17 protein-coding genes are annotated in these 20,871 nt (G+C 63.7%); 9 read left to right on the forward strand and 8 right to left on the reverse strand.

Features of this window, described 5'->3' with window-relative positions; genetic code table 11:
* The first annotated feature begins 112 nt into the window (after positions 1–112).
* Positions 113–1,924 (forward strand): monovalent cation:proton antiporter-2 (CPA2) family protein, encoded by a 1,812-nt coding sequence (locus REH34_RS28270; RefSeq protein ID WP_311970042.1) that lies wholly within the window; start codon positions 113–115, stop codon positions 1,922–1,924.
* Positions 1,925–1,956: 32 nt separating this feature from the next.
* Here REH34_RS28270 and REH34_RS28275 read toward each other — a convergent pair whose 3' ends face one another.
* The 4 genes from REH34_RS28275 to REH34_RS28290 form a co-directional block, all read right to left on the reverse strand.
* Complete coding sequence (locus REH34_RS28275; protein WP_311970043.1) at positions 1,957–2,706, reverse strand: transporter substrate-binding domain-containing protein; 750 nt, start codon at positions 2,704–2,706, stop codon at positions 1,957–1,959.
* The gene (locus REH34_RS28280; RefSeq protein ID WP_311970044.1) at positions 2,706–4,055 is read right to left on the reverse strand and encodes a diguanylate cyclase domain-containing protein; all 1,350 of its coding nucleotides are present in this window, start codon (positions 4,053–4,055) and stop codon (positions 2,706–2,708) included. Before REH34_RS28280 ends, REH34_RS28275 begins: the two co-directional genes overlap by 1 nt.
* Positions 4,056–4,892, reverse strand: a complete 837-nt coding sequence (locus REH34_RS28285; RefSeq protein ID WP_311970045.1) for a transporter substrate-binding domain-containing protein — start codon at positions 4,890–4,892, stop codon at positions 4,056–4,058.
* A 129-nt stretch (positions 4,893–5,021) separates the two neighbouring features.
* Positions 5,022–5,642 carry a trimeric intracellular cation channel family protein gene (locus REH34_RS28290; RefSeq protein ID WP_311970046.1) on the reverse strand — a complete coding sequence of 207 codons (621 nt, stop codon included), beginning with the start codon at positions 5,640–5,642 and terminating at the stop codon, positions 5,022–5,024.
* Positions 5,643–5,847: 205 nt separating this feature from the next.
* Between REH34_RS28290 and REH34_RS28295 the strand changes: the two genes are divergently transcribed.
* The 3 genes from REH34_RS28295 to REH34_RS28305 all read left to right on the forward strand — a co-directional run bounded on the left by REH34_RS28295 (position 5,848) and on the right by REH34_RS28305 (position 7,806).
* A complete protein-coding gene (locus REH34_RS28295; protein ID WP_311970047.1) occupies positions 5,848–6,390 on the forward strand; it encodes a DUF3455 domain-containing protein in 543 nt (180 codons plus the stop codon).
* A gap of 142 nt (positions 6,391–6,532) precedes the next feature.
* Positions 6,533–7,099: a sigma-70 family RNA polymerase sigma factor gene (locus REH34_RS28300; protein WP_311970048.1), complete on the forward strand. Its 567-nt coding sequence runs from the start codon at positions 6,533–6,535 to the stop codon at positions 7,097–7,099.
* A complete protein-coding gene (locus REH34_RS28305) occupies positions 7,096–7,806 on the forward strand; it encodes an anti-sigma factor domain-containing protein (protein ID WP_311970049.1) in 711 nt (236 codons plus the stop codon). The genes REH34_RS28300 and REH34_RS28305 overlap by 4 nt, the downstream gene beginning before the upstream one ends.
* Positions 7,807–7,837: 31 nt before the next feature.
* Here the strand turns inward: REH34_RS28305 and REH34_RS28310 are convergent, their stop codons facing one another.
* The gene (locus REH34_RS28310) at positions 7,838–8,845 is read right to left on the reverse strand and encodes a zinc-binding alcohol dehydrogenase family protein (RefSeq protein WP_226502388.1); all 1,008 of its coding nucleotides are present in this window, start codon (positions 8,843–8,845) and stop codon (positions 7,838–7,840) included.
* Between the two features lie 106 nt (positions 8,846–8,951).
* Between REH34_RS28310 and REH34_RS28315 the strand changes: the two genes are divergently transcribed.
* Both REH34_RS28315 and REH34_RS28320 read left to right on the forward strand, forming a co-directional pair.
* Positions 8,952–9,848, forward strand: a complete 897-nt coding sequence (locus REH34_RS28315) for a LysR family transcriptional regulator (protein ID WP_311970050.1) — start codon at positions 8,952–8,954, stop codon at positions 9,846–9,848.
* Between the two features lie 175 nt (positions 9,849–10,023).
* Positions 10,024–11,283 carry an Nramp family divalent metal transporter gene (locus REH34_RS28320; RefSeq protein WP_409373359.1) on the forward strand — a complete coding sequence of 420 codons (1,260 nt, stop codon included), beginning with the start codon at positions 10,024–10,026 and terminating at the stop codon, positions 11,281–11,283.
* A 15-nt stretch (positions 11,284–11,298) separates the two neighbouring features.
* Here the strand turns inward: REH34_RS28320 and REH34_RS28325 are convergent, their stop codons facing one another.
* Complete coding sequence (locus REH34_RS28325) at positions 11,299–12,381, reverse strand: hypothetical protein (protein WP_311970051.1); 1,083 nt, start codon at positions 12,379–12,381, stop codon at positions 11,299–11,301.
* Between the two features lie 508 nt (positions 12,382–12,889).
* Between REH34_RS28325 and REH34_RS28330 the strand changes: the two genes are divergently transcribed.
* From REH34_RS28330 to aroA, 3 genes are all read left to right on the forward strand, one after another.
* On the forward strand, positions 12,890–14,248 hold the full coding sequence (locus tag REH34_RS28330; RefSeq protein WP_226502391.1) for an MFS transporter: 1,359 nt from the start codon (positions 12,890–12,892) through the stop codon (positions 14,246–14,248).
* An 82-nt stretch (positions 14,249–14,330) separates the two neighbouring features.
* On the forward strand, positions 14,331–15,884 hold the full coding sequence (gene garD / locus REH34_RS28335) for a galactarate dehydratase (protein ID WP_311970052.1): 1,554 nt from the start codon (positions 14,331–14,333) through the stop codon (positions 15,882–15,884).
* Between the two features lie 202 nt (positions 15,885–16,086).
* Positions 16,087–17,346 (forward strand): 3-phosphoshikimate 1-carboxyvinyltransferase, encoded by a 1,260-nt coding sequence (gene aroA, locus REH34_RS28340; RefSeq protein WP_311970053.1) that lies wholly within the window; start codon positions 16,087–16,089, stop codon positions 17,344–17,346.
* Positions 17,347–17,481: 135 nt separating this feature from the next.
* Here aroA and REH34_RS28345 read toward each other — a convergent pair whose 3' ends face one another.
* Both REH34_RS28345 and REH34_RS28350 read right to left on the reverse strand, forming a co-directional pair.
* Positions 17,482–19,710: a xanthine dehydrogenase family protein molybdopterin-binding subunit gene (locus REH34_RS28345; protein WP_311970054.1), complete on the reverse strand. Its 2,229-nt coding sequence runs from the start codon at positions 19,708–19,710 to the stop codon at positions 17,482–17,484.
* A gap of 156 nt (positions 19,711–19,866) precedes the next feature.
* Complete coding sequence (locus REH34_RS28350; RefSeq protein ID WP_311970055.1) at positions 19,867–20,871, reverse strand: xanthine dehydrogenase family protein subunit M; 1,005 nt, start codon at positions 20,869–20,871, stop codon at positions 19,867–19,869.

The raw sequence follows: 20,871 nt of genomic DNA on the forward strand, positions 1-20,871 counted from the left end.
CTAGCGCCAAGGTCGGCTAGCACGGCGGTCGCCAAGCTTGCTCGCGCAGGGGCCAGTGCAAACATCGCGCTTGCGTCGATTTATCGTTCAACTGCAAAGGGAGATCTGGCGAATGCCGGAACAAGGCAACATGCTTCAAGTCGCGGTGGTGTTCTTGCTCGCGGCGGTGATCACCGTGCCGCTGGCCAAGCGTCTGCAATTGGGCGCGGTCCTGGGTTATCTGCTCGCAGGCGTGATCATCGGCCCCTCCTTGCTGGGGCTGATCGGAAACCCGCAAAGCGTGGCCCATGTCTCGGAGCTGGGCGTGGTGCTGTTGCTGTTCATCATCGGCCTGGAATTGTCGCCCAAGCGTTTGTGGGTAATGCGCAAATCGGTCTTCGGGGTAGGCCTGGCGCAGGTGTTGCTGACCGGTCTGGTGATCGGCTGTGTGGCCTTGCTCGGCTTTGGCCAGCCACTCAACAGTGCCGTGGTGCTGGGTTTGGGCCTGGCGTTGTCGTCTACCGCGTTCGGCCTGCAGAGCCTGGCCGAGCGCAAGGAGCTCAACGCCCCCCATGGCCGCCTGGCATTCGCCATTCTGCTGTTTCAGGACATCGCCGCCATTCCGTTGATTGCCTTGGTGCCGCTGTTGGCCGGGGGTAGTCAAGGCGAGGGCGGCGATGCGCTCAACCATGGCTTGCGCGTGCTGGGCAGTATCGCCGTCGTGGTGGTGGGCGGGCGTTATCTGCTGCGCCCGGTGTTTCGCATCGTCGCCCGTACCGGTTTGCCCGAGGTGTCCACCGCCACGGCGCTGCTGGTGGTCATCGGCACCGCGTGGCTGATGGACCTGGCTGGCGTATCCATGGCCCTGGGGGCTTTTCTGGCCGGCTTGCTGCTGGCCGATTCCGAGTACCGCCACGAATTGGAATCGCAGATCGAGCCCTTCAAGGGGCTGCTGCTGGGGCTGTTTTTCATCAGCGTCGGCATGGGCGCCAACATCGGTCTGTTGTTTCAGGCACCCGCCCAGGTGCTGGGCCTGACCCTGCTGCTGGTGCTGATCAAACTGCCCCTGCTGATCTTTATCGGGCGCCTGGGCGGTGGTCTTGATCGGCGCAGTGCACTGCGCCTGGGGCTGGTGCTGGCAGCGGGCGGTGAGTTCGCCTTTGTGGTGTTCAAGATCGGCCGCGATCAAGGTTTGTTCGATGCCGGGCTGTACGACTTGCTGGTGTTGACCATCACCTTGTCGATGGCCGTGACCCCGCTGTTATTGCTGCTGGGCCGGCACCTGCTCAAGGCGCGCCCGCTGCCGGCGCGGGAAATTCCCGCCGAATACAGCGAGATCGAAAGCGATGCCCCGCGGGTGGTGATCGCCGGCATGGGCCGCATGGGCCAGATCATCGCGCGGATACTGCGCGCGCAAAAGGTCAATTTCGTTGCCCTGGACACGGCCGTCGAGAGCGTCGAGTTCTCCCGCAGCTTTGGTCATGTGCCAGTGTTCTATGGCGATCCGCTGCGCCCTGAAATCCTTCAGGCGGCCAAGGTCGAACAGGCCGAATATTTTGTGATCGCCACCGATGACCCGGACATCAACATCCGCACCGCCGAACTGGTCAGTCGCCTGTATCCGCACATCAAGATCATCGCCCGGGCGCGCAATCGTCAGCATGTGCATCGGCTGGTGGACGTGGGCGCGGTGGCGGTGCGCGAGACCTACTACTCGAGCCTGGAAATGAGCCGGCGCACCTTGATGGGCCTGGGCTTGAGCCAGTCCCAGGCGGACGCGCGGATCCGGCGCTTCAAGCTGCACGACGAACAGCTGCTGCAAGCGCAGCACAAGGTCTACGACGATGCCGCCAAGGTCATGCAAAGCGCTCAGGAAGCGCGGGCCGAGCTGGCGCGGTTGTTTGATGCCGATCGGGAGCAGGAAGAGGCCGAAAAGGCCCATTGATGCTCATGGCCTCAGCTCAGGACAGCCGCTACTCAGGGCTGTTCTTGCAATAGCCGCTCGATCACTGCGCTCTGCTGCAGTTGCTCGTACGCAGTGCGCACGCGATCGACGATTTCGTCCGAGGTGGCGCGGCTGAAGGCGATGTAGATCTCCCGCGACAGATCGTCCATGGCGTAGGCCTTTTCCAGCGTCTCGAAGGGCACGTGGGCATCGGCGCAGAACTTGCGCGCATCGCGCTCAGGCATGGCAACCAGTTGCACCTGCCCGTTGAGCAGGCGGTTGAAGTTCTCCTGGTTGCTGGCGGCCACCACCAAGCGCGTAAAGCCCTGATCGCGGAGGTACTTTTCCCGATAATCGTCGCGCAGCACGCCCACGCGGTAGGGCCGTGCGTCTTGCAGTGTGGCGATGCGCAACGACGGCGTGGCGCGCAGTTTGTAGAGAATCGGCAAGGTCCAATCAAGATGGCCAACCCATTTGAATAGGTTTTCGCGTTCTGCGGTACGCAAAATGGGGTAAATGATTACATTCGGTTCGCGCAGCGCCCGGTCATAAGCCCGCGCCCATGGGTAGATGGCCATACGGTAATCATCCAGGCCGGCTTGCTTGAGGAGCGCCTCGACGATGCGTCCGGCGGCGCCGCCGACCTTGCCATCCTGCATATAGCTATAGGACGAATCCTCGGTCACGGTCTCGATGGTTTCGGCGCTGGCGCCGTGCCAATACAGGGCCAGCAACAGGGCTGCCACGGTGCCGTATCGGGGTCTGCGGGGCAGGCGCATCATCAGCTGGCGCTCCGGGCACGGCCCTGGCTTTTCGCCCGATAAAGAGCCTGGTCGGCACGCTGCAGGAGTTGATCGAATCGGTCCATGGTTGCACGGTCCAGCTCGGCGACGCCGATGCTAATGGTCATGTACGGCGACACGGGCGAGGCACCGTGGGCCAGTTGGGCTGTGGCCAGCGCCACTTGCAGGCGTTCGGCGGCCTGATGGGCCTGCAGCAGATCGAAGCCCGGCAGCAGAACGGCAAATTCCTCGCCGCCCAGGCGCGCCACCAATTCGCCGGAGCGGGTGAACACGCTACTCATGACGATGGCCACGTTGCTCAGGCACTGGTCGCCCATGGCGTGACCGTGGCTATCGTTATAGGGCTTGAAGTGGTCGATGTCGCACATCAGCACCGACAGCGGATGCCCTTGGCGCAACGCCCGGTTGAATTCCAAAGCCTTGAGTTCATCGAAGTGGCGGCGATTGGCCAGGCCGGTCAGCGGGTCGAAGCGGCTCAAGGCCTCGAGGCGCACGTTGGCGGCGCGCAACTCGGCGGTGCGCTGCTCGACCAGTTCCGCCAATTGGTCGCGGCTGGCGGCCAGAGCCTGCTCGTCTTCGTGCTGGCGCTGCAGGTAGGTCGCGAGTTTTTCCTGGACCAGGTTGACACCGGCTTCGAGCAAGTCGAGTTCATCGCCGTTGCGGCGCTGGCGGCGCAGGCGCAAATGCCGGCCCAGGGTCACGGGCGTCAGTTGTGACAGGTGGCGGCCCACGTGGCGCACGTGCACGGTGACGGTGCGGTTGAACATCGCCATGATCAGCCCCGCCAAGGCCAGCGACTGAATGACCTGGGTGAGGATGATCACCGCGACTTCTTTCCACAGTCGCTGCCACAGCAGGCTCGGGTCGCCGACGATGGTCAGGTCGCCGACCTGTTCGCTGGCGTCGGGGTAGGGTGTCACGGCCAGGTCGCGGTGCAGCGATGGCGCGCTGGCAGGGTCGGGTTGGGTGTCGCGGCGCCGCTCGAGGATTTCCGGGGCGCGGCCAGGGCGCAGAATGCGTAAGGTCACCTGGCCGACTGGCGCGGCGGCGGCCACGCTGTCGAGTTGTTCCTTGAGGGCATCACGATCCATCTCCCACACAGCCTTGGCCAGCGTGCCCTGGAACACCTGGTCGATCAGGTGCAGCTCGGCGTTCATGGCCTTGAGATTGTTGTTCCAGGCGAACCAGGTGCGCACGGCCACCGTGCCGAGGGTAAAGAACAGGCAGAACAGTAGCGTCGCAAGCACCAGGCGTCGCCCCAACGAAGCGGAGCTGCGAGTGTGGGGCCACAGTTGTGTGATGATTTCCGATTCGGGGCGGGCGGCCATCTACATCCACTTCCGGGCGATGGCCGCGTAGGTACCGTTGTCATGCAGGCGCTGCAGCGCCTGGCGCAAGCGGGCGACGACGGGCGCCGGGGTTTTCAGGCTGAACGCCATATAGAGTCCGGCGTCACCGCCCAGGTCGGGCAGGGCGAGGGCGCGCACCAGGGTCTTGGCCGGATCGTCGCCGGCCTGGCGCGCCAGGTAGATGGCATTGAGTTCGTTGGCGATCCAGAGGTCGATGTGGCCGGACTTGAGCTTTTCGTAGTTGAGTTCACGGCGATTGCTCGATTGCAGGTTGATGCCGTTGCGAAACCCTCGGGCGAGCAGGTACAACTCGCCGACATCCTGCTTGACCACGCCGTTTTGATAGGCCTTGGCATCTTCGAGGCGTTCGATAGGAATCGGCCGCTCGGGGTATGAATACACGTACCACTGAGTAGGCGCGATGGCACCCACCCACTGGAACAAGCTTTCGCGTTCGGGAATCCGTGCCATGGAGTAGATGAGGACGTTGTCGTCATGCAGCGCCAGGTCGTAGGCGCGAGCCCAGGGCATGGACTGGATGGGAGCGCTCAGGCCCGCCTCCTTGAGAGCGGCCTCGACCACCTCGGTGCTCATGCCTGTCAGACGCCCATCGACCGTCATGTTGTAGGGTGGCAACTCTTCGGTGACCACCTGCAAAGGCAGCTGCAACGCCGCCTCCAGTGGCGGCTGCGCCGATTCCGCCTGCGCCGATTCCGCCCGCACCGCAGGCAGGGCAAAGGCGGCCAGCATCGCCAGCAGCAGGGGCAAACGTAGGGTGCTGTGCGACAGCGGCGCATTCATCAAGGGCGACCTCATGACTGCAGATCGATGACCCAGGCGCCCGCGATGGGATCGCTGCCAAGTGACCGTACTGCTCTTCTGGCCACGGTATCGGCGGTGTGGGGCAATTCTTGAGACCGAGGGGAGCGATGATGGCATTTAGCCTTAGCTGTCGCCGGTAAACCGCGGCAGGTTCCATTTGAATCTTAGCGCCATCAGGCGCAAACCCACTCCCGCCAGCATGCCCAGCGCGGACCAACTGGGCGCGCGCACCCCGGCCCAATCACCGCCCACCTGGATCAGGGCCGCCAGCAACGCCGCCAGCGCATAGACTTCCTTCTCGAGAATCTGCGGCGTGCGGTTGAGCAGAATGTCGCGGATCACGCCCCCACCCACAGCGCTGAGCACGCCCATCATCACCGCCAGCTGCGGGTTGCCGGTGTAGAGCCAGGCTTTATGGGCGCCGGCCACGGCGAAAAAGCCCAGGCCCAGGGCGTCGAACAGTTGCACCGGCTGGCTGATGCGTTGCACCGTGGCGTAGGCGAGGATGGTCAGTAGCGAGGCGCCGATAGCGATGGCCAGGTAACGCACATCGAGCAACCCGGCGGCCGGCACGGCGCCCACGCACACATCGCGCACGATGCCGCCGCCACAGGCCACGCAGAACGCCACGGTGACGATACCGAACAGGTCCAGGCCCCGTTGCCGCGCGGCGATGGCGCCGCTGAGGGCGAACGCCAAGGTGCCGAGCAGATCGAAAAACGTATAGACCCAAGGCATGTCCATGCTGAACGTCGCTACCGGTGGTGGGGGTTGATAGGGTCGAAAGCGGCGATTCTTGCTGTTTATCGAGCGGTTGGGAAGTGCCAAGCCCGCGCGCCGGTGCGGCAAAAAATAAATGCGGGCGCTGCATCCAGTTGGCCCTGCGGCGGGTAGTACCTTCAGCAGCCCTGTTCGCTGCCCGGTTCACTACCCCTTTGGAGAGACCTGCATGAACATCCAACGCATGCTTCACCTGACTTTCGTCCCGCTGGCCGCAGCCTGTGTACTGGTCGGCGCGCCCCTGGCCCAGGCGGCCATGGAACTGCCGGACGCCGTCAAGGTACCGGAGGGGCACAAGATCGCCCTCGAAACCGTGGGTGTAGGCGAGATCACCTATGAGTGCCGCGCCAAGGCCGACAACGCCGCCGCCACCGAATGGGTGTTCGTCGGGCCCAAGGCGGTGCTCAGCGATCGCGCTGGCAAGCCGATCGGTAGCTACTTCGGGCCGCCCGCCACCTGGCAGGCTCAGGACGGCTCGAAAATCACCGGTACGCAGCTCGCGGTGGCCCCTGCGGGGGCCGGCAATCTGCCCTATCAGTTGGTCAAGGCCAACCCGGCTGAGGGCAAAGGCGCCATGGTGGGCGTGACCTACGTACAACGCGTGGCGCTCAAGGGTGGTGTGGCGCCGGCCAGTGCCTGCACTGCGGCGCAGAAGGGCTTGCAGGAACAGGTCAAATACCAGGCGGATTACATCTTCTGGGCTGCGAAATAAGTAGCAACAGTTGCGCAGTGATGGGGGCTGCCAAAGTCTTCTACGCTGTGCTCCACCTGCCGCGAGCGACGACGGCCGATGGCGCGCCATCGCTGGCGAGCAGAGCTGGTTTCGCTCCTCCCATTTGCTGACGGTCGCGCCTTTGTCCGTACCTGAACCGCTGTTCGATCACCACGCTTTGCTGGGCGCCTGTGCACGCGGCGAGCATTCGGCCCTGCAGCGTTTGTATCAGCAGGAGGCAGCCGCCTTGCTGGGTGTCGCACGGCGCCTGGTGCAGGATCAGGCGCTGGCCGAGGACATCGTTCATGAAGCCTTTATCCGCATCTGGAGCGGCGCGGCCAGCTTCGATGCCGGTCGCGGCAGTGCGCGTGGCTGGATGTTCAGCATCACCCGCCATCTCGCCCTCAACGTACTGCGCGGCCGTGGCCGGGAGGTTCAGGTCAGTGACGAGCAGGCCGCTGTATTGGAGGCGCGTGACGCGCAGCAGGCCAGCGCCGAAGTCGACGCCGCGCTTGAGGCGGCATTGCAGGGAGAGCGTTTGCACGGCTGCCTGTCCAGCCTGGAGCCGCTGCGCCGGGCGTGTATCGTGCAGGCCTATGTCGATGGTTTCTCCCATGCTGAAATCGCCCACCGCCTGGCCACTCCGCTGGGCACGGTCAAGGCCTGGATCAAACGCAGTCTGGCAAGTTTGAAGGAGTGCATGGGATGAGCGAACCCCCCCTTGACCCGGTTTCTGCGCCGCTTCGCGCGCTGGCGGGTGAGTACGTGCTGGGCACCCTTGAACTGCCGCAACGGCTGGAGGTGCAGCGGCGCCTGGAGCACGATGGCGCACTGCGTGCTGCGGTGGACGACTGGGAGCGACGGCTGTTGCCGTTGACAGCGCTGGCCCCCGCGCAGGTGCCTTCTGCTTTGTTGTGGAAGCGCATCGAGCGCAGCCTGCATGCCAAAGCGCGCGCCGGCCGTTGGTGGGACTCGTTGGCGCTGTGGCGCGGTATGACGGCTGCCGGGCTGGCGGCAAGTGTGATCATGGCCGCGTTATTGCTGACCCGCGTCGCGGCCGTGGCAACGCCCCAGTATCTGGTGGTGCTGGTCGCCCCGCAGGACAAGGCGCCAGGATGGGTGGTGCAGGCCGGCAGCGCACGGGAAGTCGAGTTGATCCCTTTGGCGGTGGCGCAAGTCCCGGCCGACAAAGCACTTGAGTTCTGGACCAAGGCCGATGACTGGCAAGGCCCGGTGTCGCTGGGGTTGGTCAAGCCGGGGCAGAGTTTGCGCGTCGCGCTGGACAAACTGCCGCCCCTGCAGGCCAATCAACTGTTCGAGCTGACGCTGGAGAACGCCGGTGGCTCCACGGTGGGCAAGCCCACCGGCCCGGTGCAATTCATTGGCCGCGCGGTCAAGCTCGGGCAGGCGCTGTAGCGAGGGCACCAGGCCCTCGCGGATTTGCCGCTCAGAAGCCTTCAAGCACGATCTTGCCCTGCGCCTTGCCGCTTTCGAGCAGCGCGTGGGCGCGTATCAGATTGGCGGCGTTGATGGTGCCGAAGTGCTCGCCTACGGTGGTGCGCAGTACACCACTATCGATCAGCTCGGCCACCCGCGTGAGCAACTGGTGCTGGGCGATCATGTCGTCGGTCTGGTACATCGAGCGGGTGAACATCAGTTCCCAGTGCAGCGACAGCGATTTGCGCTTCATCGGCACCACGTCGAGGGTCTTGGGATCGTCGATCAGCGCCAGATGGCCTTGCGGCTGCAGCGCCTCGATCAATTCGGCAAAGCGGCTGTCGGTGTGGGTCAGGCTGATGAGGTGGCTGACCTGGCCGACGCCGATACGGGCCAGCTCCTCGGGAATCGAACGGCTATGGTCGATCACGTGATGAGCGCCCAGGCCGGTCACCCATTCCTGGGTCTGCGGACGCGAGGCGCTGCCGATCACGGTCATTTGCGTGAGCTGACGCGCCAGTTGGACAAGGATCGAACCGACCCCGCCCGCAGCGCCGATGATCAGCAACGATTGCCCGGCACCACCGCCTTCAACGATGCCCAGGCGGTCGAACAGCAGCTCCCACGCAGTGATGCTGGTGAGCGGCAGGGCGGCGGCGCTGGGGGCGTCCAGACTTTTAGGCTTGAGGGCGGCGATGCGCTCGTCCACCAGATGCAATTCGCTGTTGGTGCCTGGCCGGGTAAGGTCGCCGGCATAGTAGATCTCGTCACCGACCTTGAACAGGCTGACGTCGGCGCCCACTGCCTGTACTACGCCGACGGCATCCCAACCCAGCACGCGGGGCTCGGTGACGGCCGCACTGGCGCGGATCTTGGTGTCGACCGGGTTGACCGAGATCGCCTTGATTGCCACCAGCAGGTCGCGCGGGCCGGGTGTCGGCGCAGGCAGTTCGAGGTCGATCAGTGCGTGTGGATCGGTGATGGACAGACCGTGTTGACGATAGGCGATGGCTTTCATGGGGGTTCCTTCGAGGATAGGCATCAATGATGCGGCCTAGGATGGACGTTTTCACTTGATTGAAAAACCTGCAAAATAGTTCAGCACTTTCACTGCAGGAATGAAAATGGTCCGCTTCGACGATCTCAATCTGTTCGTGCGCACCGCCGCGCTGGGCAGTTTCTCCAACGCTGCGCGAGAGGTTGACTTGCTGCCGGGTCAGGTCAGCGCGGCGATCAAGCGCCTGGAGGCCGAGTTGGGCATACGTCTGTTCGCGCGTTCGACCCGCAGCTTGCGCTTGACCCCCGAAGGCGAAGTGTATCTGCCCAGCGCTCGCCAAGCGCTGGAGGCTCTGCGCGAAGGCCAGGAGCGGTTGCGTCCGGCGCAGGCCGGGCTTAGTGGGGTGCTGCAGGTGGCGGCGCCGTCGGATCTGGGGCGCAATATCGTGCTCGACTGGCTGAGTGCTTTTCGCCACGAGCATCCACAGATCACGCTGCGGTTGTTTCTGTCCGATCAAGTGGCCGACGTGTTTCGCGAGCCGATCGACATCGCCCTGCGTTATGGGCGCATGGACGACGCCAGTTTCGTCGCGATGCCCCTGGCCCCGGACAACCGCCGCGTGCTGGTCGCCGCGCCCGCCTATCTGGCCCGGCAGGGTCGTCCGCAAACGTTGCAGCAATTGGCGCAACACGCTTGTCTACTGTACTTGCTCAAGGGCCGGGTCTACGACAAGTGGGCGTTCGTCGACGGCGCGGGAGCGTCGCAGACCATCGCCGTATCCGGGCATTTGCTCAGTGACGACGCCGATGTGGTGCGGCGCTGGGCGGTGGCGGGTGAGGGCATTGCCTACAAGTCCTGGCTGGATGTGAGCAAGGATGTGCGCGCCGGGCGGCTGGAGGTGATCTTGCCCCAGGTACTGGGCGACAGCGTACCGCTGCAACTGGTGTGCCCGCATCGCCGGCAGTTTTCGCCGATCGTGCAGTTGCTGTATCGGTGGCTCAAGGACCAGTGCGCGGCGCTATAAGGTGTGGGTAGAAAATGAGAATGATAATCGACATAATTGGAAACATTAATGGGCTTGCTTGTCTCACCCCGAGATAAGCTCCGTCCAGAGCCCTCTGTTTGCGTAGGTATCCGTGAAATATAAATTGCCGTCCCTCGCCACCGCCCCGTTCTGCCCTTCGGCCGCCACCGAGACGGTGGATGTCCCCGCCAATGCTTCGTCGCTGCGCAAGATGCTGCTGTTCTTCGGTCCGGGCTTGATGGTGTCGGTGGGCTACATGGACCCCGGCAACTGGGCGACGGCTATCGAAGCAGGGTCGCGCTTCGGGTACGCCTTGTTGTTCGTCGTGGTGTTGGCGAGCCTGGCGGGGATGGCCCTGCAGAATCTCGCCTCACGGCTGGGCATCGCCACCGGCCGTGACCTGGCGCAGCTGACGCGGGAGCGTTATCGACCTGGTGTAGCGCGCGGTCAATGGCTGTTGGCCGAGTTGTCGATTCTGGCCTGTGATCTTGCCGAAGTGCTAGGGGCCGCGCTGGCCTTTCATCTGTTGCTGGGGGTGCCGATGCTCGGCGGCGTGGTGCTGACCGCCTTCGACACGGTGCTGGTGCTGGCCTTGCAAGGCGCCAACTTCCGGCGGCTGGAAGCAATCATTCTTGGGTTGATCGGCACCATCGGCGTGTGTTTTTTCATCGAACTGGTGCTGATCAAGCCCTATTGGCCCGATGTAGCGGCAGGGCTGCGACCCAGCTGGGAGGTGCTCAGCCACCAGGAACCGTTGTATCTGGCTATCGGTATCCTCGGCGCGACCGTGATGCCGCACAATCTGTATCTGCACTCCTCAGTGGTGCAGACCCGGGTGCGTAAGCAAGAACCCGACGCCAAGGCCACGGCGATCCGCTATGCACGGCTGGACACCTTCGTCTCGTTGCTGCTGGCGCTGTTGATCAACGCCGCGATTCTGATCCTGGCTGCCGCCGCCTTCCATGGCACCGGGCATACCGATGTGGTGGAAATTCAGGATGCCTATCATCTGCTCGATCCATTGGTCGGAGGTACCCTGGCCAGCCTGCTGTTCGGCGTGGCGCTGCTGGCCTCGGGGCAAAGCTCGACCTTTACCGGGACCATTGCCGGCCAGGTGGTGCTCGAAGGGTTCCTGCAGCGTTCGATCCCTTGCTGGCAGCGCCGCCTGATTACTCGCGGCATGGCGCTGCTACCGGCCCTGATCGGCGTCTGGTGGCTGGGCGATAGCGCGGTGGGCAAGATGCTGGTGTTGAGCCAGGTGGTGCTCAGTCTGCAACTGCCGTTTGCCTTGTGGCCGTTGATCCGCTTTACCAGCGACCCTGAGCTGATGGGCGAGTTCGTCAATAGCGCCTGGGTACGCTGGCTGGCGTGGGGGCTGTTCGGGCTGATCTCATTGGCGAACCTGATGCTGCTGGTGTTTACCTTCAGCGATTGAGCCCGGCGCGCGAGCTCAAAAGGCGAACGTCTGGGTAGAAGGCGCCCGCTTGGGTAACTGGACTTCGGCGTTGCGCAGTGCTTCATCACGCTTTTTCTGCTCTGCCGCGGCGGTGGCCGCCGCAGCCTTTGCAGCGGCCGCCTTGACGGTTTTTTGCGCGGCCTTGTTGGCGGCCTCGGCCTCGGCGATGGCGCTGGCCTTGTCGGTGCCGGGCACGGTCTGCCAGGCGGTGTTCAGCGAGCGGGCCTGGGCGATCGCTTGATTGAGCTCGTTCAGTGCTTGCGGTGCTTCGGCCACCGGCGAGTGAATGTCGACGCCGCAGCCGGAATGGCTGGTGATGCTGCTCTGCGGCGCGACGGCGATAGTCTGCACGAAGTGCGGATCGGCAACGGTGACGGTGAATTGCTGGCGGGTCAGGGGCGCGGTGAGGAAGGTCACGGTGGCGGTGCGGCAGGCTGAATAGAAGTAGAGTCCGGACGCTTTGGCGAGGTCGAGCTGGCGGGTTTCGATCGCGTCCGTCGGCACCGCATCGAAGGCGATCTCGAAAGCAAGCTTGCGATTGGAGTTTTCGCTCACGGCCCACATGGTGGTAGGCCCGCGAAACGCCTGGTCGAGCAAGCGGCCAGTATCGATCGCTAGCGGCAAGCTCAGCGCGGCGCTGGTTTTTTTGCTAGTGGGCAGGTCGACGCTCGCCGCCACTGCCGTGGGCGCGCCCGAGGACGCTGCGTTTTTGTACGGCTGATCGGGCTGCAATTGCGCGTCGCTGGTGAGCCGATGCACCAGGTTGGAATTGTCGAGTTTGGTCACCGTCAGCAGGTGACCGGCGCCAGCGCCGTTTTCCTGCTGCACCCCGAAGTGGGTCAGGGGGCCGGACGCTTCGGCCGGCACCGAAGTCATGAGCGCGGGGCCGCCGGTTTCGGCGGGGCGCACCAGCAGAATGGATTTGGCCAGGCTGAATTTGGTCAGCCCGCTGTAATCCCCGCGGCCTTCGCTGCGCCCATCTTCATATTGCACGTACTTGAGCTTTACTGGTGCGGCGCCGCACCCGACCAACAGGGGGCTGCCCAGCACGAAAGCCAGCAGGGGCGAAATCCTCACGATATACACCTCAATCGCGTAAGTAGGCTGCGCAGACGCATCCATGGCGTCTCTACCGAAGCAGTAAAGCTAATCCTCGCCAATGCCCTTGTCCAGTGCCGTATGGCCCCCTGTTTGCTGGGTCAAGGGGGCTAGATCAAAGGATGTGAACTATTACCGGAATCTGCCCTGTAGCGAAGGGGGTTTGCTCGCGAAAACCGCTGATTCCCAAGGAGATGCCGGCGTTGTGCCACCTTTTTTGGCGTCAAGCTGCTTCGCAAAATGGCGGAGTAGGGTAGTCGGACAACTGGTGATGCAGGAAAGGCATCTACTGGAAGGTATCAATGCCTGTTTAGCCTAACGATTGCGGGTAGACAGGATTGATTCTCATATTGGCGATACCGTTGCCTTGTCTGCAAAAAAAGAACAACCGGGGATGGATATTCCTATGCTTGTACGATAACTTGTCTCCCATCGCGGCATTGATCGCGACCGTGTCCAATAAAAATAATCGTGGGAGTACCACTGCATGCAAGCGTCGAAAAACACGCATGTACGTTATCTGATCCTCTTTCTGTTGTTTGTGGTTACCACGATCAACTATGCCGACCGGGCGACCATCGCGATTGCCGGATCGAGCTTGCAGAAAGACCTTGGCATCGATGCCGTCACCCTGGGTTTTGTCTTCTCCGCCTTTGGCTGGGCCTACGTGCTCGGGCAGATCCCTGGCGGCTGGCTGCTGGACCGCTTCGGTTCGAAGAAGGTCTACGCCATCAGCATCTTCACCTGGTCGGCGTTTACCCTGTTGCAAGGCTTCGTCGGCTATCTGCCGATGGCCAACGCGGTTATCGCGCTGTTCCTGTTGCGCTTCCTGGTGGGGGCGGCCGAAGCGCCGTCGTTCCCCGGCAACGCGCGCATCGTCGCGGCCTGGTTCCCAGCGGCGGAACGCGGCACCGCCTCGGCGATCTTCAACTCGGCGCAGTACTTCGCCACAGTGCTGTTCGCGCCGCTGATGGGCTGGATCGTGCACGCCTTTGGCTGGGAACACGTGTTTGTGGTGATGGGTGCGGCCGGTATAGCGTTCTCGCTGGCGTGGATCAAATACATCCACAACCCCAAGGAACACCCGATGATCAGCGCGCAAGAGCTTGAGCACATCGTTCAGGGTGGCGCGGTCGTTGACATGGACAGCGCGCAGAAGGGCAACAGCGGTCCGAAATGGGGCTACATCAAGCAACTGCTGAGCAACCGCATGATGGCCGGGATTTACCTCGGGCAGTTCTGCATCAACGGCATTACCTACTTCTTCCTGACCTGGTTCCCGGTTTACCTGGTGCAGGAGCGCGGCATGACCATCCTCAAGGCCGGCTTCATCGCTTCGTTGCCGGCGATCTGTGGCTTTATCGGCGGGGTGCTGGGCGGGGTGATTTCCGACTGGCTATTGCGCCGCGGGCATTCGTTGACCCTGGCGCGCAAGTTGCCGATCATCGGCGGCCTGCTGCTGTCGACCACCATCGTGGCGTGCAACTACGTGCAGCTCGAATGGGTGGTGGTGGGCTTCATGGCTCTGGCGTTCTTCGGCAAGGGCGTGGGTGCGTTGGGTTGGGCGGTGATGTCCGATACTTCGCCCAAGCAGATCGCCGGGATCAGCGGTGGCCTGTTCAACATGTTCGGCAACCTGGCGTCGATCAGCACGCCGATCGTCATCGGCTACATCATTTCCACCACGGGCTCGTTCAAATGGGCCTTGGTGTATGTCGGCGCCAATGCGCTGGTGGCGGTGTTCGCCTATCTGGTGATCGTCGGCCCGATCAAGCGCGTGGAGCTGCGTGATCCAGATGGCAAACTGCTGGTGGAATCGCCTTCGGGCGCTGCACCGGCACACTGATACAACGCTTGGAGTCGGTCAGCCTGTGGGTGACCGACGTTTCACCCGATTCAGCCTGTGCGTCGATAAAAAGGGCCAACCCATGCAACTCATCGAACATTCCGACTCTCCCCGCTATGTGCGTCTGCACGCAGACGACAACGTCGTGGTAGTGGTCAACGATCAGGGCGTCACCGAAGGCAGCCGTTTTCCCGACGGCCTGACCACTGTCGAGGGCGTCCCGCAAAGTCATAAAGTGGCGCTGGTAGACATCCCTGAGGGCGGTGCAGTGCGCCGTTACGGCCAGATCATCGGCTATGCCTTGAAAGACCTGCGCCAAGGCAGCTGGGTGCAGGAAACCCAGCTGGCGATGCCGTCCGCGCCGCCGCTGGACAGCCTGCCGATGTCCGATGCCGTGCCCGCGCCGCTGGCTGCGCTTGAAGGCTTTACCTTCGAGGGCTTTCGCAACGCCGATGGCACCGTCGGGACCCGCAACATTCTCGGGATTACCACCACCGTGCAATGCGTGACCGGCGTGCTTGATCACGCGGTCAAGCGCATCCGCGAAGAGCTGCTGCCCAAGTACCCCCACGTCGACGACGTCGTGGCCCTGACTCACAGCTACGGCTGCGGCGTGGCGATCAATGCGCGGGATGCCTATATCCCCATCCGTACCGTGCGCAATCTGGCGCGCAACCCTAATCTGGGTGGCGAAGCGCTGGTCATCAGCCTGGGCTGCGAGAAGCTGCAGGCCGGTCAGGTAATGCACGAAAACGACAGCTCGGTTGACCTCAGCGATCCGTGGCTGTATCGCCTTCAGGATTCCAGCCACGGCTTTGTCGAGATGATCGAGCAGATCATGGAACTGGCCGAGACGCGTCTGAAAAAACTCGACCAGCGTCGCCGCGAAACCGTCCCGGCCAGCGAGTTGATCCTGGGCATGCAGTGCGGCGGCAGCGATGCGTTTTCCGGGATCACTGCCAACCCGGCCTTGGGGTTCGCGTCGGATTTGCTGATTCGCGCGGGAGCCACGGTCATGTTCTCTGAAGTCACCGAGGTGCGCGACGCTATCTATATGCTCACCTCACGCGCCCAGGACATGGACGTGGCTCAGGCACTGGTGCGCGAGATGGACTGGTACGACCAATACCTGGAGCGTGGCGCCGCGGACCGCAGCGCCAATACCACGCCAGGCAACAAAAAGGGCGGGTTGTCGAACATCGTCGAAAAATCCCTGGGCTCGATCGTCAAATCCGGCAGCAGCGCGATCAACGCGGTGGTCGGGCCTGGCGAGCGGGTCGAACGCAAGGGGTTGATCTTCTGCGCGACGCCGGCCAGTGATTTCGTCTGTGGCACCTTGCAGCTGGCCGCCGGGATGAACCTGCATGTGTTCACCACCGGCCGCGGCACCCCGTACGGCCTGGCGATGGCACCCGTGGTCAAGGTCTCGACGCGCACCGAGCTGGCCGAGCGCTGGCCCGACCTGATCGACGTCGATGCCGGCCGTATAGCCACCGGCCGCGCGACCATCGAGGAGCTGGGCTGGGAGTTGTTCCACTACTACCTGGACGTCGCCAGCGGCCGCAAGCAGACCTGGGCCGAGCAGCATCGTCTGCACAACGATATCGTGCTGTTCAACCCTGCACCGGTGACGTGATCGGGCGGGCAGGGCGGCGCATTCGGATCAGGGCGCTGCCTTGTCACCGGGTTTTTTCTGCCGTGGGCGTCCGCCCAGTTTGCCATTTGCCCCGTAAACGCACCCTCCGTGGCACCGCTTTTTGCCTCGACCTTTTCATTAATGGCATCATGTGCGCCTTTCGCGCCGCAGGGCGCCGGTTCTGATCTGGAGAAACGCTGTCATGGGCGCGCCGCACACCGCTACCGTCATTCCGCCTGGGTTTGCCTTGCACGGCCAGGTCTCGCCGCCCGGCTCCAAGTCGATCACCAACCGCGCCTTGCTGCTGGCCGCGTTGGCCAAGGGCACCAGCCGTCTGACTGGTGCGCTCAAGAGCGACGATACCCGGCACATGTCCAACGCGCTGCGGGCCATGGGCGTGACTGTCGACGAGCCCGATGACACCACCTTCGTGGTCACCAGCACAGGTCGCCTGCAGGCGCCGAGCGAGGCGCTGTTTCTCGGCAACGCCGGTACCGCGGTACGGTTCCTGACCGCTGCTGTAGCGACGGTGGATGGCGCGGTGACCCTCGACGGTGACCACTACATGCAAAAGCGCCCGATCGGCCCGCTGCTCGACGCCCTGCGTGCGGGCGGTGTACGGGTGTCGAGTGCCACCGGCTGCCCGCCAGTATTGGTACAGGGCACCGGCACGGTGCCGGCGCGGCAGTTCGAGATCGATGGCGGCCTGTCCAGCCAGTATGTATCCGCCTTGCTGATGCTGGCGGCGTGCGGCGAGTCGGCCATCGACGTCAAACTGTCGGGTAAGGATATCGGTGCCCGTGGCTACGTCGACCTCACGCTGGCCTGCATGAAGGCCTTCGGCGCGCAGGTGGACGTGGTCGATGACACTACCTGGCGTATCGCCGCTACTGGCTACACCGCGTGCGACTACCTGATCGAGCCAGACGCCTCGGCTGCTACCTACTTGTGGGCGGCCCAGGCACTGACCGGTGGCAAGATCGACCTGGGCATTGCCGAAGCCGATTTCACTCAACCGGATGCCCAGGCCCAAGCGTTCATCGCCGCCTACCCGAACATGCCGGCCGTCATCAACGGCTCGCAGATGCAGGATGCGGTGCCGACCCTGGCCGTGCTGGCAGCGTTCAACAACACCCCGGTACGGTTCGTCGAGCTGGCCAACTTGCGGGTCAAGGAGTGCGATCGCGTTCAAGCCCTGTACGACGGACTCAACGCCATCCGTCCGGGGCTGGCAACGGTCGAAGGGGATGACTTGCTGGTGGCGGCTGATCCGGCATTGGCCGGTACGCGTTGCGATGCCTTGGTCGACACCCACAGCGATCACCGCATCGCCATGTGCTTTGCGTTGGCGGGGTTGAAAGTCAGCGGTATTCGCTTGCTCGACCCGGAATGCGTCGGCAAGACCTACCCTGAGTACTGGAACGCCTTGCGCTCGCTGGGTGTGACGGTGGAGGTGGCCTGATAGCGACGCCTGTCAATCCCCGTGGGAGCGGGCTCTGACCGCGCATTGCAGCAATACCGCCGGTGGTTATGACGATATCCGGTGCTGCCGATGCCTTCGCGAGCAGAGTTCGCTCCCACAGTGATCAGGGTCGTGTCAGGTAGCCAATGTGGATTTCAACAAGTCCTCGATCCGCACCGGCAAATCGCGCACCACCACCCCCGTCGCATGGCGCACCGCATCGGTGATCGCCGCGCTCACTCCCGCCAGGCCGATCTCGCCGATACCCCGTGCGCCCAACGGATTGAGCGTGGTGTCCGGGTAGTCGAGAAAGGTGATGTCCACCTCCGGGGCATCGGCATGGGTAGTGACGATGTAATCCGCCAGATTGCTGTTCACCGGCTGACCGGTGCGAGGGTCGTATTCAGTCGCCTCGAACAGCGCCATGCCCACGCCCATCATGATCGCGCCCTCGATCTGATTGCGCCCGGTACGCGGGTTGATGACCTTGCCGCCATCGATCACCGTGACCACACGGTTGACCTTCAAACGTGCCATCTCCGGCTCCCAGGTGACCTCGACAAAATGCGCGCCGTAGGAGTGGATCGAGAACTTGTCGTCGACGTCCTTGCTGCCGGGTGTCTTGCCACTGCCGCTGATGTATTTCATCCGCGCATTGCTCAACAGCTGGCCAACCTCGATACCGCTGGCCGGGTCGCTGCCCTTGGGATAAATGCGCATCCGCGCGAAGGTCAGCGCCTCGGCCTGCATGCCATGAAACGGCGGATGTTCTTCGATCGCCACGGCAATGGCTGCATCGATGGCCGCCTGAGTCGCTTCTTGCACCGCTGGCACCAGCGAACCGGTGGCCATCGAGCCGCCGGACATCGGCCCTGGCGGCAGGCTGCTGTCACCTATGGTCACTTCGATGCGAGTCAGCGGCAGCCCGGTCAGCTGCGCGACCATCTGCGCCACCACGGTATAGGTACCGGTGCCGATATCCTGAGTGCCGCTCAATACCGTGGCGCCGCCCTGGCTATCGAACTGCACGGTCGCCTCGGCGGGCAGCGCCTTGGCCATCCAGGTGCAGGCCGCCATGCCCCAGCCGATCACCACGCCGGCGCCATTGCGCATCGAGCCCGGACGCGGATCTCGCTGCGCCCAGCCAAAGCGCTCGGCACCGGTGGTCAGGCACTCGGTGAGGTGACGCGAGCTGAAGGGCGTGCCGGTGCTTTCATCGGTGGCCGGCTCATTGATCAGGCGCAGTTGCAGCGGATCGATGTTCAGCGCCACGGCCAGCTCGTTCATGCCCGATTCCAGCGCGTAGAGCCCAGGCACAGCACCCGGCCCGCGCATCGAGGTGGGCGGAGCGATGTCGCGACGAGCGAACGACCAGGCGGCGCGCAAGTTCGGCGAGCTGTACAGATACCCCGTGGCTTCGCCGCAGTTTTCCTTGTAGGTGTCCAGCCGCGCGTTGTGAAACAGGTAGTCGTGTTGCACCGACTGCAGCTTGCCGCTGGCATCGGCGCTCAGGCGGATACGTTGCTGGGTGTTGGTGCGGTGGCCGACGTTGTGGAACATCATCTCGCGGTCGACCACCAGCTTGACCGGGCGCTGTAGTTGACGCGCAGCAGCCGCGGCCAGCAGCGAATGGCTCCACGGCCACAGCTTGCCGCCAAAACCCGAGCCCAGGTATTCAGTGATGATGCGCATCTGCTCCGGCGCGACGCCGAGCATCTGCGCCATGACCATGCGGTGATTCATGATCGCCTGAGAGGTCTCGTAGAGCGTGAACTCCTTGCCGTTCCACAGGGCGACCGTGGCATGCAGCTCGATCGGATTGTGGGCGTGGGGTGGCGTGGTGTAGGTGTGGTCGATCTTCACTGGCGCATTGGCGAAGGCCTTGGTCACATCGCCACGCTCAGTGTCGACCGATTCCTTTTCCTCGGCGCTCAAACGCATGGACACGTTGGCCTGGTCGGCGGCGTAGCTGACCTTGACCGCCGCGGCGCCCGCCACGGCTTGCTCGTAGGTGTTGGCCACCACCAGGGCGACGTACTGGCCATAGTAGGTGATACGGTCATCGGCCAGCGGTGGGCGGGCCTCGTCAGTCTTGCCGCCGCCACTTTGCTTGCGGTAGACCTGATCGCTGAAATTGCCGGAATGGAACACCTGAATGACACCGGGCATCTGCAGCGCTGCCCCAGGGTCAAGGGCGGTGATGCGTCCGGTGGTGATGGTGGCGGTCACGGGCACTGCGTGCACCAGGCCCGGGAAGGCGTGGTCGGAGGTGTAGCGGGCCGTGCCGGTGACTTTCTTTGGCCCGTCGATGCGGGTAAAGCCGTGGCCGATCACGGCCTCGGCGGTGTTGGATACTGGTGCCATGTGGCCTCCGAGGGTCCGCCGCTCAGGGCGAACTGAATCTTGAATGTGTGCCAGCGGTGAGGACCTTTTCGCGAGCAGGCTTTACGCCCACAGTGCGCCCAGCTCCAGCGCCGTACAGGTTGGGACCGGGCTTTGCCTGCGATGCGGCCATACGCTTCACGCCAGGGCTGCAACGTTGGCCAACGCCTGGGCGACGCAGCGCTTGGCCAGCTCGATCTTGAAGCCGTTTTCGCTCTGTGGCTGGGCGCCTTTGACGGCCGCTTCCGCCGCCAGTTGCCAGCTCGCGGCCGTGGCCGGGGCGCCGATCAATGCCTGCTCGGCAGCCGTGGCGCGCCACGGCTTGGTGCCCACGCCGCCCATGGCGATTCGTGCGTGACGCACGCGCCCGCCGTCGATCTGCAGCACCACGGCGGCCGAGGCAAGGGCGAATTCATATGAGGCGCGGTCACGCAGTTTCAAGTAGCCGGAGCGGCTACCGGAGCGCGGAGCCGGCAGCTCGACATGGGTCACCAGATCGCCCGGCTGCAATACGTTCTCCTTGTCCGGGGTATCACCCGGCACCAGGAAAAACTCGCCAATCGGCACCACGCGCTCGCCGTCACTGCCACGAATATGCACCTGCGCCTCCAATGCGGTCAGGGCGACATTCATGTCCGACGGATTGGTCGCGATGCAATGCTCGCTGGTGCCGAAAATCGCCAAGGTACGGTTGATGCCACCTATCGCCGCGCATCCGCTACCCGGTTCGCGCTTGTTGCAGGGGCTGTGGTTGTCACGGAAATACGTGCAACGCGTGCGCTGCAGCAGGTTGCCGCCGGTACTGGCCATGTTGCGCAATTGCGCTGACGCGCCGGACAGCAGCGCTTGCGACAGCACCGCGTACTCTGCCTTGACCGCCGCGTGCTGCGCCAGGTCGCTGTTGCGCACCAGCGCACCCACCTTGAGGCCGCCGCCGCTGACGGCGCTGACCTCGGCCAGTGGCAGATGATTGATGTCGACCAACTGCTGGGGATATTCGACCCCCAGCTTCATGAGGTCGGTGAGGGTGGTGCCGCCGGCGATGAAACGCACGCTGGCGCCTTGTTGTGCGGTCTGGCTGGCAAGCCCGAGGCGGATAGCCTGTTCGGCGCTGCTGGCGCGGTTGAAAGCGAATGTCTGCAT

The organism is Pseudomonas baltica (genome assembly GCF_031880315.1).
GTDB lineage: Bacteria > Pseudomonadota > Gammaproteobacteria > Pseudomonadales > Pseudomonadaceae > Aquipseudomonas.

What these genes read in the sequence shown, in the direction of transcription:
- REH34_RS28285 (WP_311970045.1), bottom strand. Translation starts at nt 4,892, where the DNA reads ATGAGGTCGCCCTTGATGAATGCGCCGCTGTCGCACAGCACCCTACGT.
- REH34_RS28275 (WP_311970043.1), bottom strand. Translation starts at nt 2,706, where the DNA reads ATGATGCGCCTGCCCCGCAGACCCCGATACGGCACCGTGGCAGCCCTG.
- REH34_RS28290 (WP_311970046.1), bottom strand. Translation starts at nt 5,642, where the DNA reads ATGGACATGCCTTGGGTCTATACGTTTTTCGATCTGCTCGGCACCTTG.
- REH34_RS28280 (WP_311970044.1), bottom strand. Translation starts at nt 4,055, where the DNA reads ATGGCCGCCCGCCCCGAATCGGAAATCATCACACAACTGTGGCCCCAC.
- REH34_RS28345 (WP_311970054.1), bottom strand. Translation starts at nt 19,710, where the DNA reads ATGGCACCAGTATCCAACACCGCCGAGGCCGTGATCGGCCACGGCTTT.
- garD (WP_311970052.1), top strand. Translation starts at nt 14,331, where the DNA reads ATGCAACTCATCGAACATTCCGACTCTCCCCGCTATGTGCGTCTGCAC.
- REH34_RS28330 (WP_226502391.1), top strand. Translation starts at nt 12,890, where the DNA reads ATGCAAGCGTCGAAAAACACGCATGTACGTTATCTGATCCTCTTTCTG.
- REH34_RS28295 (WP_311970047.1), top strand. Translation starts at nt 5,848, where the DNA reads ATGAACATCCAACGCATGCTTCACCTGACTTTCGTCCCGCTGGCCGCA.
- REH34_RS28270 (WP_311970042.1), top strand. Translation starts at nt 113, where the DNA reads ATGCCGGAACAAGGCAACATGCTTCAAGTCGCGGTGGTGTTCTTGCTC.
- REH34_RS28310 (WP_226502388.1), bottom strand. Translation starts at nt 8,845, where the DNA reads ATGAAAGCCATCGCCTATCGTCAACACGGTCTGTCCATCACCGATCCA.
- REH34_RS28305 (WP_311970049.1), top strand. Translation starts at nt 7,096, where the DNA reads ATGAGCGAACCCCCCCTTGACCCGGTTTCTGCGCCGCTTCGCGCGCTG.
- REH34_RS28350 (WP_311970055.1), bottom strand. Translation starts at nt 20,871, where the DNA reads ATGCAGACATTCGCTTTCAACCGCGCCAGCAGCGCCGAACAGGCTATC.
- aroA (WP_311970053.1), top strand. Translation starts at nt 16,087, where the DNA reads ATGGGCGCGCCGCACACCGCTACCGTCATTCCGCCTGGGTTTGCCTTG.
- REH34_RS28315 (WP_311970050.1), top strand. Translation starts at nt 8,952, where the DNA reads ATGGTCCGCTTCGACGATCTCAATCTGTTCGTGCGCACCGCCGCGCTG.